This is a genomic window from Legionella shakespearei DSM 23087 (genome assembly GCF_000373765.1).
Taxonomy (GTDB): domain Bacteria; phylum Pseudomonadota; class Gammaproteobacteria; order Legionellales; family Legionellaceae; genus Legionella; species Legionella shakespearei.
This window is the reverse complement of sequence record NZ_KB892418.1, coordinates 1-16,603: the sequence shown is the minus strand read 5'-3', so window position 1 is coordinate 16,603 and position 16,603 is coordinate 1. Positions and strand designations below refer to the sequence as shown.

The window sequence follows — 16,603 nt, the reverse complement described above, 5'->3', positions numbered from 1 at the left end:
GTGGGAACGATTGGTCACGTAGATCATGGTAAAACGACTTTAACAGCTGCGATTACCACGATTATGGCAAAGAAATTTGGTGGTACAGCGAAAGCGTACGATCAGATTGATGCAGCACCAGAAGAAAGAGAGCGTGGAATCACGATATCGACAGCTCACGTTGAATATGAATCAGCAAATCGCCATTACGCTCACGTAGATTGCCCAGGACATGCTGACTATGTTAAGAACATGATCACTGGAGCAGCGCAAATGGACGGAGCGATACTGGTAGTATCAGCTGCTGACGGACCTATGCCGCAAACAAGAGAGCACATCTTATTATCACGTCAGGTAGGCGTACCGTATATTGTAGTATTCATGAATAAAGCGGATATGGTTGATGATGCGGAATTATTAGAATTAGTAGAGATGGAAGTACGTGACCTGTTAAGCAGTTACGAATTCCCCGGCGATGACATNCCAATTGTTGTTGGTTCAGCGCTGAAAGCACTGGAAGGTGATACAAGTGAGATTGGTGTGCCAGCGATTGAAAAATTGGTTGAAACACTGGATGCNTATATCCCTGAACCAGTAAGAAACATAGACAAATCATTCTTATTACCGATTGAAGACGTATTCTCTATATCTGGTCGTGGAACAGTAGTCACAGGCCGTGTTGAGAGTGGAATAGTAAAAGTTGGTGAAGAGATCGAGATTGTAGGTATCCGTGATACACAGAAAACGACTTGTACTGGTGTTGAGATGTTCCGCAAACTTCTTGATGAAGGCCGTGCAGGAGATAACGTAGGTGTGTTATTACGTGGAACGAAGCGTGATGAAGTTGAGCGTGGCCAAGTATTAGCTAAGCCAGGCACAATCAAGCCGCATACAAAGTTTGAAGCTGAAGTGTACGTATTATCAAAAGAAGAAGGTGGACGTCATACTCCATTCTTCAATGGATACCGTCCACAGTTCTACTTCAGAACCACAGACGTAACAGGTACTTGTGACCTGCCCTCTGGAACAGAAATGGTAATGCCAGGTGATAACGTACAGTTAGTTATCAATCTGCATGCGCCTATCGCGATGACAGAAGGTTTACGTTTCGCAATTAGAGAAGGTGGCCGTACCGTAGGTGCTGGTGTTGTTGCGAAAATCATCGAGTAAAAGTGTTAAAGTGTGTTGGCATAAGATAAAGATCTTATGCCAATAAAATATAGGCCAGTAGCTCAATTGGCAGAGTGGCGGTCTCCAAAACCGCAGGTTGGGGGTTCGATTCCCTCCTGGCCTGCCAACTACCAAGTAAATATGAAGAGTTCAAACGAAGATCAAAGTAAAATGAAAGATATACTCTCTTGGTTGGCTGTAGTCCTCGTGACTGCAGGCGCATTTTTTTGTACCTATTACTACACTTTTTCAGGCCCGATACAATCTATAGTTTGGCTTTCATGGTTTGTGATAGCTCTATTTCTTTTTTATATGACAACATCAGGTAAACAAGTTTTTGCTTTTGCTCAAGAAGCAAAAATGGAATTATTAAAGGTTGTCTGGCCTACACGGCAGGAAACAGTTCAAACTACAACTATAGTAATGGTTATGGTTACATTAACCGGATTTATTCTTTGGGGAGTAGATTCGCTAATGATGTGGGCAATAGCTAAAATAACACATTTAGGGTGAATATGGTGGACGAACACAAAACAAAGCAGTGGTACGTTGTACATGCCTATTCAGGATATGAAAACTTTGTCATGCGTGAAATAGTGTCACGCGCAGTACATCATAACTTGCAAGATAAAATAGGTGAAGTTGTCGTACCCTCAGAAGAAGTAGTTGAAATGCGTTCAGGACAAAAACGCAAAAGTACACGTAAATTCTTCCCAGGTTATGTGTTAGTAAATATGGTAATGGATGATCAAACCTGGCATATGGTTAGAGCCATACCCAGAGTACTAGGATTTATTGGTGGTACGAGTCAGACTCCTACGCCAATCACCGATAAAGAAGCACAAGCTATCATGCAGCGTGTTGAAGATGGTGTAACTAAACCAAGACCTAAGATTCTTTTTGAACCAGGTGAAGTGATTCGAGTTAAAGAAGGTCCTTTTGTAGACTTTAATGGTGTGGTTGAAGAAGTAAATTATGAGAAAAACAGATTAAGAGTAGCTGTTCTCATTTTCGGACGCTCAACTCCAGTTGAACTTGAGTTTAGCCAAGTTGAAAAAACCTGATTAGTACGCCAAAGAATTCATTTAATCTATTTATAGAAATAATTAAAATAGAGAGTAACGATTTTTAAAACCGGGGAGCTGGAACTTGATAAGGTAACTAACCGATGATGTGCAGTTATCTATAAAAGCCAGTGCATGACCCATAAGGAGTAACCATGGCAAAGAAAGTAGAAGCATATATTAAATTACAAATTCCAGCGGGTAAAGCGAACCCAAGTCCACCAGTAGGTCCAGCATTAGGACAACGCGGTGTAAACATTATGGAATTCTGTAAAGCATTTAACGCTGCAACACAAAATATGGAGCAAGGTCTTCCTACTCCTGTTGTTATTACCGTATACAGTGACCGTAGTTTCACCTTTGTTACTAAGACACCTCCTGCTTCAGTGTTACTGAAAAAAGCTGCAGGTATTCAAAGTGGCAGTGGTACACCTAATACAAAGAAAGTAGCCAAGTTAAACGTTAGCCAACTCGAAGAAATTGCTAAAATCAAAGAACCTGATCTGACTGCAGCAGATTTAGCAGCAGCAGTAAGAAGTATAGCAGGTACGGCTCGTAGCATGGGTATTGACGTTGAAGGTTTGGAATAAGGGGTTACTAATGTCTAGTTTATCTAAAAAGCAAAAAAAGATTAATGAAGTAGTTAAAGCGAATCATTTATACACTGTGCAAGAAGCCGTTGCTGTACTACAACAGTTTGCTTCCAGCAAGTTTCGTGAAAGTTTGGACATCAGCATCAACCTTGGTGTTGATCCACGTAAATCAGATCAGGTTGTTCGTTCATCAACTAATCTGCCTAAAGGAACTGGTAAAACAGTTCGAGTAGCGGTGTTCGCTCAAGGCGATAATGCAGCTAAAGCTAAAGCAGCTGGTGCAGATATTGTTGGTTTTGAAGACTTGGCCGACCAGATTAAAGCTGGAAACATGGAGTTTGATGTGGTTATAGCTACTCCTGATGCAATGCGTATTGTCGGTCAGTTGGGTCAGATTTTAGGTCCAAGAGGATTGATGCCTAATCCTAAAGTAGGGACTGTAACAACTAACGTTGAAGCAGCTGTTAATGATGCCAAATCTGGTCAGGTAAGATATAGAACTGACAAAAACGGTATTATTCATTGCTCCGTTGGTAAAGCTGATTTTCCTGCTGATGATATCCTTGAAAACATAACAGCATTAATTATTGATCTGAAAAAGGCAAAGCCTGTATCATCTAAAGGTCAATATTTGAAGAGAATTTCATTATCTACTACAATGGGACCTGGATTGCCTATTGATATTTCGTCAATACCTGTGTAATATAGCATCCCATTTTCAAGAATTCACGGCATAGATTTGGTTCCATGCCGTCGAAGACCGCAGGTGCTTACGCTTAATTCCCTGCGCAGACGGTGAACCGGCTCCTTAAATAAGAGACGGCCACCATAACTGTCAAATCCTGGTGATTTGTACAAATTAGGAGGTCAGTAACGTGACATTAAATTTAGCTGCAAAAAAAGCCGTTGTTGAAGAAGTGACTGCAGTCGCATCTAAGGCTATTTCAGCAGTAGTTGCTGATTATCGAGGTTTAACTGTAAATCAAATGACGCATTTACGTAGCGAAGCACGTAAATCCGGTGTTTATCTTCGAGTTGTAAGAAATACTTTAACTAGAAGAGCTTTTAAAAACACTGAATTTGAATGCTTGAATGACCTTTTGGTAGGACCCTTGTTTATTGCATTATCTTTAGAAGCACCAAGTGATGCAGCAAGACTGCTGAAAGAGTTCGCTAAAACATTTGACAAACTGGAGATTAAAGCTCTTTCAGTTGGTGGAAAAGTCTACAATGCCAATCAAATTGACGCTGTAGCAAGCCTGCCGACCCGTGATGAAGCGATCGCCAAGTTAATGTATGTAATGAAAGCGCCAGTTGAGAAATTTGTCCGTACTCTTGCAGAGCCACATGCTAAATTAGTGAGAACTATTGCAGCAGTAAAAGATAAAAAAGCAGGATAACCCTTTAATCGTTATTAATTTATAATTAGGAGCTAGTAATGGCTGTGTCAAAAAATGATATTTTAGAAACAATCTCCAACATGTCAGTAATGGAAGTTGTTGAGTTAATCGAAGCTATGGAAGAGAAATTTAACGTTTCTGCTGCCGCTGCTGCTGTAGCTGTTGCTGCACCAGCTGCTTCTGCCGCTGCTGCTGAAGAACAAACTGAATTTACAGTTGTTATGAGCAGTTTCGGTGCAAACAAAGTAGGCGTTATTAAAGTAATCCGTGGCATTACTGGTCTTGGTCTGAAAGAAGCTAAAGATTTAGTAGAAGGTGCTCCTTCAACTGTTAAAGAAGGTGTATCTAAAGACGAAGCTGCAGCAATCAAGAAAGAGCTTGAAGAAGCTGGTGCTACAGTTGAAGTTAAATAATTAAGCTACATATGTAATATAGGAACCCAGCCATGTTTACATGGCTGGGTTTACGTGTTTGAAGTCATCAATAATTTACAGAGGAAACACCATGGCCGTTGCAGAAGCTAAACCTCAATATTCACATGCTGAGAAAAAACGATTTCGCAAAAGCTTTGGTAAGCAGGCCGATAAAATGGCAATACCAAATCTGCTTGAGATACAACTTAAATCCTACAGGGATTTCTTGCAGGCAGACAGTAAATTAAATGAACATCTGAATACCGGCTTGCATGCCGCTTTCTCATCTGTATTTCCTATTGAAAGTTTTTCTGGAAATGCAAGATTAGAGTATGTTGGTTATAAATTAGGTGAACCAGCTTTTGATGTTCGTGAGTGCAAATTAAGAGGTCTTACCTACTCAGCACCACTAAGGGTGAAAATAAGACTTGTAGTTCTTGATAAAGATGCAAGCGACGAACCCAAGCCAGTAAAAGACATTAGAGAACAAGATGTGTTCATGGGTGAAATCCCTTTGATGACTGATGTTGGTACTTTTGTTGTCAACGGAACAGAACGTGTAGTAGTGTCCCAGTTACATCGCTCTCCTGGCGTTATATTTGAACATGATAAGGGTAAAACTCATTCATCCGGGAAATTGCTGTATTCTGCACGCATAATCCCTTACCGTGGATCATGGTTAGATTTCGAATTTGATCCAAAAGATTGTGTTTATGTACGTATTGATAGACGCCGTAAATTACCCGTTAGTATTTTGCTACGCGCCTTAGGCTATGAAGCAGAAGATATTCTTGGTGAATTCTTTGAGATTACCAGCTGTCATCTTAAAAATGGTGAATATCATATTGATTTGATTCCACAACGTTTACGCGGTGAAATAGCCTCATTTGACATCCTTGTTCCTGAAACAGGTGAACTCATTGTAGAACAAGGTAGAAGAATAACCGCTCGCCATATCAAGCAAATGGAAAAGTGCCAAATGCAGGATCTTATAGTTCCCAGGGATTATCTGATAGGCAAAACACTTGCTAAAAATGTCATAGATACTTCAACCGGTGAGTTCCTTGCTCAGGCTAATGAGGAGCTTACGGAAGAGTTACTCGATACTATGGCTAATAACGGTATTCTGCAAATAGATATGATCTATACCAATGATTTGGATCATGGTTCTTATATCTCTGATACCTTAAAAATTGATCCTACTTCTTCACAATTGGAAGCTTTAGTTGAAATTTATCGAATGATGCGTCCTGGTGAGCCACCAACAAAAGAAGCCGCTGAAGCATTATTTAAAAATCTTTTCTTTGTTGATGATCGCTACGATCTGTCTGCAGTTGGGCGTATGAAATTTAACCGCCGTGTTGGCCGGAAGAATGATGATGGTCCAGGTACTCTGACTAAAGAAGATATCATGTCTGTTATCAAGACTTTGATCGATATCCGTAATGGTATTGGTATGGTTGACGATATTGATCATCTTGGAAATCGAAGAGTTCGAAGTGTTGGCGAAATGGCAGAAAACCAGTTCAGAGTTGGTTTGGTACGTGTTGAGCGTGCTGTTAAGGAGCGTCTGAGTCTGGTTGAGTCCGAAAATCTGATGCCTCAGGATTTGATCAATGCCAAACCTGTATCTGCTGCTGTTAAAGAGTTCTTTGGTTCGAGCCAGTTATCACAATTTATGGATCAGGTTAATCCTTTATCAGGTGTGACACACAAGCGAAGAGTTTCAGCATTAGGCCCAGGTGGTTTGACACGTGAGCGTGCCGGATTTGAAGTTCGTGACGTACATACAACTCACTATGGAAGAGTATGTCCTATTGAAACCCCTGAAGGTCCAAACATCGGATTGATTAACTCCCTATCTGTTTATGCCCGAACTAACGACTACGGATTCATAGAAACTCCATGCCGTAAAGTAATTGATGGCCGAGTAACAGACGAAATTGAATATCTGTCTGCTATAGAAGAAGTAGACCAATATATTGCACAATCCAGTGTAGCTCAGGATGAACACGGAAACATTCTTGCAGATTTGGTGCCATGCCGACATCAGAATGAGTTTTCATTAACTACTCCTGATAAAATTAACTATATGGATGTTTCACCCAAGCAGATCGTATCAGTTGCTGCCTCATTAATTCCTTTCCTGGAACACGATGACGCGAACAGAGCATTAATGGGGTCAAACATGCAACGTCAGGCTGTTCCAACTTTACGGTCTGAAAAGCCACTGGTTGGTACTGGAATGGAACGTATTGTTGCTTCTGACTCTGGTGTATCAGTTGTCGCGAAGCGTGGTGGAGTAATCGACTTAGTTGATGCATCGCGTATTGTGGTACGTGTTAATGATGATGAAACTACTGCGGGAGAGACCGGGGTTGATATTTATAACCTGACTAAATACTTCCGTTCGAACCAGGATACTTGTATTAATCAGCGTCCGATAGTAAGTACTGGTGATTTTATTCAGCGAGGTGATGTACTTGCGGATGGTCCTTGTACCGATATGGGTGAGCTGGCATTAGGTCAAAATCTTTTAGTAGCTTTTATGCCCTGGAATGGATATAACTTCGAGGATTCGATCCTTATTTCCGAGCGTATAGTTCAAGAAGATAGATTCACTACTATCCATATTGAAGAATTAACCTGTATTGCTCGTGATACAAAGTTAGGTACTGAAGAAATTACCGCGGATATCCCTAACGTTGGCGAGTCAGCCTTATCCAACCTTGATGAATCAGGTGTGGTGTACATTGGCGCAGAAGTTAATGCAGGCGATATTCTGGTTGGTAAAGTGACACCAAAAGGTGAAACTCAATTAACACCAGAAGAAAAATTATTACGTGCGATCTTTGGTGAGAAAGCCTCTGATGTGAAAGATTCATCCTTACGTGTTCCATCCGGTATGAACGGAACAGTAATTGACGTACAGGTTTTCACCCGAGATGGTCTGGATAAAGATGCGCGTGCCAAGAGTATTGAAGAAGAACATCTGGCTCGTGTTAGAAAAGATTTGATTGATGAGCGTCGTATTCGTGAAGAAGATATCTATCACCGCGTTTCTAATCTTCTGTTAGATAAAGTTGCAACTGGCGGTCCTGACAATTTAAAACCAGGCACCAAGATTTCTCAAGACTACTTACAAAAAGTGGCTAGAGAGAAATGGTTTGATGTGCGCCTGGACAATGATTCGATCAGTCAGCAACTTGAGCAATTGTCCAAACAGTTAGAACTGTTGTCTAAAGAAATGGAAAAGCGTTTTAATGACAGTCGTAAGAAAATCATTCAAGGTGATGATCTGGCACCTGGCGTTCTGAAGATTGTTAAAGTATATCTTGCTGTTAAAAGAAGAATTCAGCCTGGTGACAAAATGGCTGGACGTCATGGTAACAAGGGTGTTATCTCAATCGTTGTTCCAGTAGAAGACATGCCGCATATGGAAGATGGTACTGCAGTTGACATAGTACTTAATCCCTTGGGCGTACCTTCACGTATGAACATTGGTCAGGTATTGGAAACACACTTAGGTTTAGCTGCTAAAGGTCTTGGACATAAAGTTGCTGAATTGCTGGATAGTAAAAAATCAGCGGATGAAATTAAATCATTCCTGCTGAAGATATACAATCATGATGGAGTACAACGTGTTAATCTTGATTGTTTAAACGAAGAAGAACTGTTCCGATTAGCTGACAATCTACGTGCCGGTGTTCCAATGGCAACGCCAGTATTTGATGGTGCTTCAGAAGACGAGATTAAGAGTATGCTGCAATTAGCAGGATTATCTCCTGATGGTAAGACTACTCTCATCGATGGAAGGACAGGTAATAAGTTTGACAACCCGGTAACAGTCGGATACATGTACATGCTCAAATTGAATCACCTGGTCGACGACAAGATGCATGCGCGATCAACCGGTTCGTATAGTTTGGTAACCCAACAGCCACTAGGCGGTAAAGCTCAGTTTGGTGGACAGCGTTTCGGGGAAATGGAAGTCTGGGCATTAGAAGCATATGGTGCGGCATACACATTACAGGAAATGTTGACTGTAAAATCAGATGACGTTGGAGGTAGAACAAAGATCTACAAAAATATAGTCGATGGAGACCATCGCATGGACCCAGGAATGCCTGAATCGTTCAATGTATTATTGAAAGAAATCAGGGCACTGGGAATTGATATCGAATTAGATCACGATTAACTGTTCAGCGATACATACTGACTAACCAATTTTTGGAGGCATAGACTTGGCTACTCTAAGCAACGACCCAATGAGAAAAGCACCTGTAATGAGTGATTTGCTTGGTATTCTCAAACAACAAGGGCAAAGTGAAGAATTCGATGCAATTAAAATTGCATTGGCTTCTCCTGAGCTGATTCGTTCATGGTCTTACGGTGAAGTTAAGAAACCAGAAACCATTAACTACCGTACATTTAAGCCTGAGCGCGATGGCTTATTTTGCGCTAAGACTTTCGGACCAGTAAAAGATTACGAATGCTTATGTGGTAAATATAAGCGATTGAAACATCGTGGTGTGATTTGCGAAAAATGCGGTGTGGAGCTTGCACTTGCAAAAGTAAGACGTGAGCGTATGGGGCATATTGAACTTGCGAGCCCGGTTGCCCACATCTGGTTCCTCAAATCATTGCCTTCCAGAATTGGTTTATTACTGGACATGACTCTTAGAGATATAGAACGTGTTTTATATTTCGAAGCATTTGTGGTTGTAGATCCTGGCATGACCGAGCTGGAACGTGGTCAATTACTGAATGATGAAGTTTATCTTGATGCAATGGAACAGTATGGCGATGAGTTTGATGCTCGTATGGGCGCTGAAGCTATTCGTGATCTGTTACGCCAAATCGATTTAGAAGAAGAAATTAAAAACTTGCGTGAAGAGTTACCTACAACCAATTCAGAAACCAAGATTAAGAAAATCACAAAACGATTGAAACTGCTTGAAGCATTTTATGAGTCAGGAAATAAGCCTGAGTGGATGATTATGGATGTTCTCCCTGTCCTTCCACCGGATTTACGTCCTTTAGTTCCATTGGATGGTGGTCGTTTTGCTACGTCCGATCTCAATGACTTATATCGTCGTGTTATTAATAGAAATAACCGTCTCAAGCGATTATTAGATCTTAACGCACCAGACATTATCGTACGAAACGAAAAAAGGATGCTGCAGGAGTCTGTTGACGCATTATTAGATAATGGCCGCCGTGGACGAGCAATTACAGGAACCAACAAGAGACCTTTAAAATCCCTCGCGGATATGATTAAAGGGAAGCAAGGTCGTTTCCGTCAAAACCTGTTAGGTAAGCGCGTAGACTACTCTGGCCGTTCTGTAATTGTGGTTGGTCCTACTTTAAGACTGCATCAATGCGGTTTACCGAAAAAGATGGCATTAGAGCTATTTAAACCCTTTATATTTTCAAAATTGGAATTCCGTGGTTTAGCAACAACCATTAAAGCAGCCAAGAAGATGGTTGAGCGGGAAGAGTCCGTTGTTTGGGATATTTTGGATGATGTTATTCGTGAACATCCAATCCTGTTAAACCGTGCTCCTACTTTGCATAGACTAGGTATCCAGGCATTTGAACCAGTATTGATTGAAGGTAAGGCGATTCAGCTTCATCCTTTAGTATGTACCGCATATAACGCTGACTTCGACGGGGACCAAATGGCGGTTCACGTTCCTTTAACTCTTGAAGCGCAGTTAGAAGCACGTTCATTGATGATGTCTACGAACAATATTCTGTCACCAGCCAGTGGTGAACCAATTATTGTTCCCAGCCAGGACGTTGTACTTGGTCTGTATTATCTGACTCGTGAAAAAGTGAATGCACTAGGTGAAGGTAAAATATATGCCAGCGCCCAGGAAGCTCAGAATTTTTATGAGGCAGGTCACCTTGATATCCATGCGAAAATTAAAATTCGTATGCTTAAAGAAGAGGGATCTACCGAATACCATCTGGTTGAGACAACAGTTGGTAGAGCAATTCTGGCTGAAATACTTCCAAAAGGGATGCCTTTCGCTCAGATCAACAGAACGATGACTAAAAAGGTAATCTCTAAAGTTATCGATACCTGTTACAGAAACTTTGGATTAAAAGAGACTGTAATCTTTGCAGATCAGCTTATGTATACCGGATTTAAGTATGCAAGCCGTTCTGGTATTTCTATCGGAATTGAAGATATGGAGATTCCGGAAGATAAGGCAAATATCATCGAGCATGCGGATAACGAAGTACGTGAAATTGAATCACAATTCCGCTCTGGTCTTGTTACCAACGGTGAGCGATATAACAAGGTCATTGATATCTGGTCAAGAACTAACGAATTAGTCGCAAAATCAATGATGAGCAAAATTGCTACGGAAGAAGTCATTAATGCGAAAGGAAATACAGTAAGGCAAGAGTCGTTCAACCCCATCTTTATGATGGCAGACTCAGGCGCGAGGGGTTCTGCCGCTCAGATTCGTCAGTTGGCAGGTATGCGGGGACTGATGGCTGCACCAGACGGCTCAATCATCGAGACCCCAATTACAGCGAACTTCCGTGAAGGTCTGAACGTATTCCAATACTTCATTTCTACTCACGGAGCACGTAAAGGTCTTGCAGATACTGCGTTAAAAACTGCGAACTCAGGATACTTGACACGACGTCTTGTGGATGTGGCGCAAGATGTTGTTATTACGGAAGACGATTGTGGCGTTGATACTGGAATCTTAATGCAGCCTCTGATTGAGGGGGGTGATATTGTTGAGCCATTGCATGAACGTGTTCTGGGAAGAGTAGTGGCAGCCGATGTGTATATCCCAAATCAGTCTGAGCCAGTGGTCAAAGCAGGAACGTTGCTTGATGAAGATTGGGTCGAAAGCCTTGAAAAACAAGGGGTCGATCAGATCATGGTTCGTTCGCCTATTACCTGCCAGACACGCTTTGGTTTGTGTGCGAAATGTTATGGCCGTGACTTGGCTCGAGGACACCTGGTAAATACCGGTGAAGCAGTGGGTATTATTGCTGCTCAATCAATCGGTGAGCCAGGAACTCAGTTAACCATGCGTACCTTCCATATTGGAGGAGCTGCATCTCGAGCTACAGCTGCGAATAATATCCAGATTAAAACGAAAGGGGTTATCCGTTTACATAACATTAAAACAGTAACGCATGAGAATAAGAATCTCGTAGCAGTATCTCGTTCTGGTGAAGTAACGATTGTAGATGAGTTCGGTCGTGAAAGAGAGCGTTATAAATTACCTTATGGTGCGGTGATTTCTGCGCAGGATAATTCAGCGGTGGAAGCAGGCCAGGTAATTGCTACCTGGGATCCTCATACGCATCCAGTAATATCTGAAGTATCCGGTAACCTGAAGTTTGTCGATTTGATTGATGGAATTACCATGAACAGACAGACTGACGAGCTGACTGGTTTAAGTAACATCGTTATTATTGATGCGAAGCAAAGAAGTGCTGCAGGGCGTGATTTAAGGCCCATGGTTAAACTGGTAACGGCTGATGGGGAAGATATATTCCTGGCCGGTACTAACGTTCCAGCACAATATTATTTGCCTGTAGACGCAATTGTTAACTTTGAAGATGGTGGTCTGGTAGGAATTGGGGATGTCATTGCCCGTATTCCACAAGAGCGTTCCAAGACACGTGATATCACCGGGGGTCTGCCAAGAGTAGCCGACCTGTTTGAAGCACGTAAGCCTAAAGATTCGGCAGTTATGGCTGAAGTTTCAGGATTAGTTAACTTTGGTAAGGAAACCAAAGGTAAGAGAAGACTGATAATTAACGTTTCGGAAGATCAATGTCATGAAGAATTGATTCCTAAATGGCGTCATATATCAGTCTTCGAAGGAGAACATGTTGAACGTGGAGAGCTAATAGCTGAAGGTGCTCTTAACCCTCATGATATTCTACGTTTGCTTGGTGTTGGTGCGTTAGCTAATTACATAGTAAATGAAGTACAAGACGTATACCGTTTACAAGGTGTAAAAATTAACGACAAGCACATTGAAACAATAGTACGACAAATGCTACGTAAACGAGTTATCACTTTCGCAGGAGATTCAAAATTCCTCGTTGGTGAACAGATAGAAGAAAGTGTCATGTTACAGGAAAATGACAAACTTATTGCTGAAGGAAAGCAAATTGCTAAAGGAACTCCAATATTATTGGGTATCACTAAAGCATCCTTGGCGACAGAATCATTTATTTCTGCTGCTTCTTTCCAGGAGACAACAAGAGTTCTAACTGAAGCTGCTGTTAGTGGCAAGATTGATGATTTACGTGGCTTAAAAGAAAACGTGATGGTTGGACGTCTGATTCCTGCGGGAACAGGTTATACCTATCATCAAGGCCGAAAGGCAAAAAGAGCAAGGGCTGCAGCAGGTGGTGACCATGCAACACATACAGTTACTGCAAGTGATGTTGAGCACGCGTTAAGTGAAGCATTGAACGCGGATAATCATGATCATTAATCTGGATTCAAAAACGGCGGATATAAACTTGACAAATCCGCCGTACCTATATAGAATCCGGCCTCCTTATGCATTCGAAATAATCACAAGAGACAGATCGGAGTTAAGTACAAATGGCTACTATTAATCAGTTAGTAAGAAAGCCTCGTGTGGACGTAAAGAAGAAAAGTAACGTACCAGCACTAGAGTCATGTCCACAAAGACGCGGAGTATGTACTCGCGTTTATACTACTACACCTAAAAAACCTAACTCAGCTATGCGTAAGGTTGCTCGTGTACGTTTAACCAATGGATTTGAGGTTTCATCATATATTGGTGGTGAAGGCCATAACTTACAGGAACACTCTGTTGTTCTTATTAGGGGTGGTCGTGTTAAAGACTTACCTGGTGTGCGTTATCACACAGTCAGGGGTAGTTTGGATACATCAGGGGTTAACGATCGTAAACAAGGTCGTTCTAAGTACGGTACAAAAAAACCTAAAGATAAAAAATAACTGATTGTAGGAAATAGACATGCCAAGAAGAAGAGAAGTACCCAAACGCGAAATTTTGCCTGATCCTAAACATCATAGCGAACTGTTAGCAAAATTTATTAACGTGTTAATGGTCAGTGGAAAAAAATCTACTGCTGAAAAAATTATTTACGGTGCTCTGACTGTTATGGAAGAGCGTGTTAAGAAAGTTAAAAAGACTGATGAAGAAGGTGGAGATTCCAGCACTGGTGGAAATGCCGGTTCGGTTCTACGCTACTTCGAAGATGCTTTAAACAATGTTCGCCCAAGTGTGGAAGTTCGTTCACGCCGAGTTGGTGGAGCAACTTATCAAGTACCTGTAGAAGTACGTCATGACAGAAGTATTGCTTTAGGTATGCGCTGGATTGTTCAGGCTGCTCGCTCTCGTGGTGAAAAGGGTATGATGTTGCGTCTGGCTGGTGAACTGATGGATGCTTTTGAAAGCAAAGGTTCGGCAGTGAAAAAGCGTGAAGATACTCATAAGATGGCAAAAGCCAACCAAGCCTTTGCTCATTTTAGATGGAATTAAGGGAGAGGTAGGTCGTGTCAACTCCATTAAAGCTATACAGAAACATAGGAATTGCTGCTCACGTAGATGCTGGAAAAACCACTACTACTGAGCGTGTCCTGTATTATACAGGCATGTCTCATAAAATTGGTGAAGTGCATGACGGTGCTGCAACTATGGACTGGATGGTACAGGAGCAAGAACGCGGCATTACCATTACCTCTGCAGCAACAACGTGCTATTGGCCCGGTATGGACAAGCAGTTTGAACCACACCGAATCAACATCATTGATACCCCAGGACACGTTGATTTTATGATTGAAGTTGAGCGCTCTTTAAGAGTGCTTGATGGAGCTGTAGTTGTTTTCGATTCCGTATCAGGTGTTGAGCCTCAATCGGAAACTGTTTGGCGTCAGGCGAACAAGTACGGCGTTCCACGCATAGTATTTGTTAATAAAATGGACAGGATGGGTGCAAACTTTTTGCGCGTTGTTAGCCAGATCAAACAAAGGCTAGGTTCAAACCCTGTCGTTGTACAGTTGCCAATTGGTGCTGAGGAAGAATTTAAAGGTGTTGTTGACTTAATCAAAATGAAAGCAATTCATTGGGATGAAGACAATAAGGGTATGACCTTTGAATACAAGGATATTCCTGCTGCCATGCAAACACAATGCGAAGAATATCGCGCGATGATTGTTGAAGCAGCTGCAGAAGCCTCCGAAGACCTGATGGATAAATACCTCGAAGGTACCGATTTTACAGAAGAAGAAATAAAAAGCGCATTACGTGTTTTAACGGTTTCTAATCAGATAGTCCCGGTATTTTGTGGTTCTGCATTTAAGAATAAAGGTGTGCAGGCTGTTTTGGATGGTGTTGTAGAATACCTTCCGTCGCCTACCGATATTCCTGATATTCAGGGCACAGATGAGTATGGAGAGGAAACATCTCGGAAAACAAGTTATGATGCCCCCTTTTCAGCACTGGCATTTAAAATAGCTACTGACCCATTTGTTGGGACTTTAACCTATTTTAGAGCGTACTCAGGTATTTTGAAGAGTGGAGATACAATTTATAACTCGGTTAAAGGTAAAAAAGAGCGAATTGGTCGTCTTCTGCAAATGCATGCTAATTCTCGTGAAGAGATTAAAGAAGTTAGAGCCGGTGACATTGCAGCAGCAGTTGGCCTTAAAACAGTGATGACCGGTGATACTTTGTGTGATGCGGATCATCCAGTTATTCTGGAAAGAATGGACTTCCCTGATCCGGTAATTGCTGTAGCAGTTGAACCTAGAACCAAAGCTGACCAGGAAAAGATGGGGATAGCATTAGGTAAGCTGGCTCAAGAAGATCCTTCGTTTAGAGTCCACACTGACGAAGAATCAGGTCAGACCATTATTGAAGGTATGGGGGAGCTGCATTTAGAAATTATTGTTGACCGCATGAGACGTGAGTTTAATGTGGAGGCTAATGTAGGAAAACCTCAAGTTGCCTATCGTGAAACATTGAAACAATCAGTGGAGCAGGAAGGCAAGTTTGTAAGGCAATCAGGTGGTCGTGGTCAATTTGGTCATGTATGGCTGAAAATTGAACCGCAGGAACCTGGTAAAGGTTATGAATTCATTAATGAGATCGTAGGTGGTGTTATTCCTAAAGAATACATCCCTGCAGTTGATAAAGGAATTCAAGAGCAAATGCAAAATGGTGTTATTGCTGGGTATCCGGTTGTAGATGTTAAAGTAACCTTGTTTGACGGTTCTTTCCATGAAGTGGATTCCAGTGAAATGGCGTTTAAGATTGCTGGTTCGATGGGCTTCAAGCAAGGTGCTTTGAAAGCTAAGCCAGTTATCCTTGAACCTATTATGGCCGTAGAAGTAGTTACTCCTGAAGACTATATGGGCGATGTTATGGGTGACCTTAACAGACGACGCGGTTTGGTTCAGGGTATGGAAGATTCTCCAGCAGGTAAAATTGTCAGAGCAGAAGTTCCGCTTGCAGAAATGTTCGGTTATTCAACCGATTTACGTTCTGCTACGCAAGGAAGAGCAACGTATACGATGGAATTTTCTAAGTACGCTGAAGCTCCAAATAACATTGCTGAAGCAATTATCAAGAAACAATAAAAAGTTAAGATGAGGTTATTGAAATGGCGAAGGAAAAATTTGAACGTAAGAAGCCACACGTAAATGTGGGAACGATTGGTCACGTAGATCATGGTAAAACGACTTTAACAGCTGCGATTACCACGATTATGGCAAAGAAATTTGGTGGTACAGCGAAAGCGTACGATCAGATTGATGCAGCACCAGAAGAAAGAGAGCGTGGAATCACGATATCGACAGCTCACGTTGAATATGAATCAGCAAATCGCCATTACGCTCACGTAGATTGCCCAGGACATGCTGACTATGTTAAGAACATGATCACTGGAGCAGCGCAAATGGACGGAGCGATACTGGTAGTATCAGCTGCTGACGG

13 protein-coding genes and 1 tRNA gene are annotated in these 16,603 nt (G+C 41.7%); all 14 read left to right on the top strand.

Going from position 1 to position 16,603, the window contains the following annotated elements; translation table 11 throughout:
* The coding region (gene tuf, locus B094_RS0112020; RefSeq protein WP_018578062.1) for an elongation factor Tu at positions 1-1,149 on the top strand (1,149 nt) is incomplete at its 5' end.
* A 51-nt stretch (positions 1,150-1,200) separates the two neighbouring features.
* Positions 1,201-1,276: transfer RNA gene (locus B094_RS0112015), tRNA-Trp, on the top strand.
* A gap of 14 nt (positions 1,277-1,290) precedes the next feature.
* Positions 1,291-1,662, top strand: a complete 372-nt coding sequence (gene secE, locus B094_RS0112010) for a preprotein translocase subunit SecE (protein WP_018578061.1) — start codon at positions 1,291-1,293, stop codon at positions 1,660-1,662.
* A 2-nt stretch (positions 1,663-1,664) separates the two neighbouring features.
* On the top strand, positions 1,665-2,213 hold the full coding sequence (gene nusG / locus B094_RS0112005) for a transcription termination/antitermination protein NusG (RefSeq protein WP_018578060.1): 549 nt from the start codon (positions 1,665-1,667) through the stop codon (positions 2,211-2,213).
* 155 nt (positions 2,214-2,368) lie between these two features.
* A complete protein-coding gene (gene rplK / locus B094_RS0112000) occupies positions 2,369-2,803 on the top strand; it encodes a 50S ribosomal protein L11 (RefSeq protein ID WP_018578059.1) in 435 nt (144 codons plus the stop codon).
* Between the two features lie 10 nt (positions 2,804-2,813).
* A complete protein-coding gene (gene rplA / locus B094_RS0111995) occupies positions 2,814-3,509 on the top strand; it encodes a 50S ribosomal protein L1 (protein WP_018578058.1) in 696 nt (231 codons plus the stop codon).
* 172 nt (positions 3,510-3,681) lie between these two features.
* Positions 3,682-4,206: a 50S ribosomal protein L10 gene (rplJ, locus tag B094_RS0111990; protein WP_018578057.1), complete on the top strand. Its 525-nt coding sequence runs from the start codon at positions 3,682-3,684 to the stop codon at positions 4,204-4,206.
* Between the two features lie 38 nt (positions 4,207-4,244).
* On the top strand, positions 4,245-4,619 hold the full coding sequence (rplL, locus tag B094_RS0111985) for a 50S ribosomal protein L7/L12 (RefSeq protein WP_018578056.1): 375 nt from the start codon (positions 4,245-4,247) through the stop codon (positions 4,617-4,619).
* A 91-nt stretch (positions 4,620-4,710) separates the two neighbouring features.
* A complete protein-coding gene (rpoB, locus tag B094_RS0111980; RefSeq protein WP_018578055.1) occupies positions 4,711-8,817 on the top strand; it encodes a DNA-directed RNA polymerase subunit beta in 4,107 nt (1,368 codons plus the stop codon).
* Positions 8,818-8,905: 88 nt separating this feature from the next.
* Entirely contained in the window at positions 8,906-13,108 is a 4,203-nt protein-coding gene (gene rpoC, locus B094_RS0111975; protein WP_040524276.1) for a DNA-directed RNA polymerase subunit beta', read from the top strand.
* 113 nt (positions 13,109-13,221) lie between these two features.
* Positions 13,222-13,602 carry a 30S ribosomal protein S12 gene (rpsL, locus tag B094_RS0111970; protein WP_010654837.1) on the top strand — a complete coding sequence of 127 codons (381 nt, stop codon included), beginning with the start codon at positions 13,222-13,224 and terminating at the stop codon, positions 13,600-13,602.
* A gap of 19 nt (positions 13,603-13,621) precedes the next feature.
* Positions 13,622-14,149 (top strand): 30S ribosomal protein S7, encoded by a 528-nt coding sequence (gene rpsG / locus B094_RS0111965; RefSeq protein ID WP_018578053.1) that lies wholly within the window; start codon positions 13,622-13,624, stop codon positions 14,147-14,149.
* 14 nt (positions 14,150-14,163) lie between these two features.
* Complete coding sequence (gene fusA, locus B094_RS0111960; RefSeq protein ID WP_018578052.1) at positions 14,164-16,248, top strand: elongation factor G; 2,085 nt, start codon at positions 14,164-14,166, stop codon at positions 16,246-16,248.
* A gap of 23 nt (positions 16,249-16,271) precedes the next feature.
* A partial coding sequence (locus B094_RS16565) for a GTP-binding protein (protein ID WP_018578051.1) occupies positions 16,272-16,603 on the top strand: 332 nt, incomplete at its 3' end.

Bases quoted from the DNA above. Each gene is read 5' to 3' on its own strand.
- secE (WP_018578061.1), top strand. From the start codon at position 1,291: ATGAAGAGTTCAAACGAAGATCAAAGTAAAATGAAAGATATACTCTCT.
- nusG (WP_018578060.1), top strand. From the start codon at position 1,665: ATGGTGGACGAACACAAAACAAAGCAGTGGTACGTTGTACATGCCTAT.
- rplK (WP_018578059.1), top strand. From the start codon at position 2,369: ATGGCAAAGAAAGTAGAAGCATATATTAAATTACAAATTCCAGCGGGT.
- rplA (WP_018578058.1), top strand. From the start codon at position 2,814: ATGTCTAGTTTATCTAAAAAGCAAAAAAAGATTAATGAAGTAGTTAAA.
- rplL (WP_018578056.1), top strand. From the start codon at position 4,245: ATGGCTGTGTCAAAAAATGATATTTTAGAAACAATCTCCAACATGTCA.
- rpoB (WP_018578055.1), top strand. From the start codon at position 4,711: ATGGCCGTTGCAGAAGCTAAACCTCAATATTCACATGCTGAGAAAAAA.
- rpoC (WP_040524276.1), top strand. From the start codon at position 8,906: ATGAGTGATTTGCTTGGTATTCTCAAACAACAAGGGCAAAGTGAAGAA.
- rpsL (WP_010654837.1), top strand. From the start codon at position 13,222: ATGGCTACTATTAATCAGTTAGTAAGAAAGCCTCGTGTGGACGTAAAG.
- rpsG (WP_018578053.1), top strand. From the start codon at position 13,622: ATGCCAAGAAGAAGAGAAGTACCCAAACGCGAAATTTTGCCTGATCCT.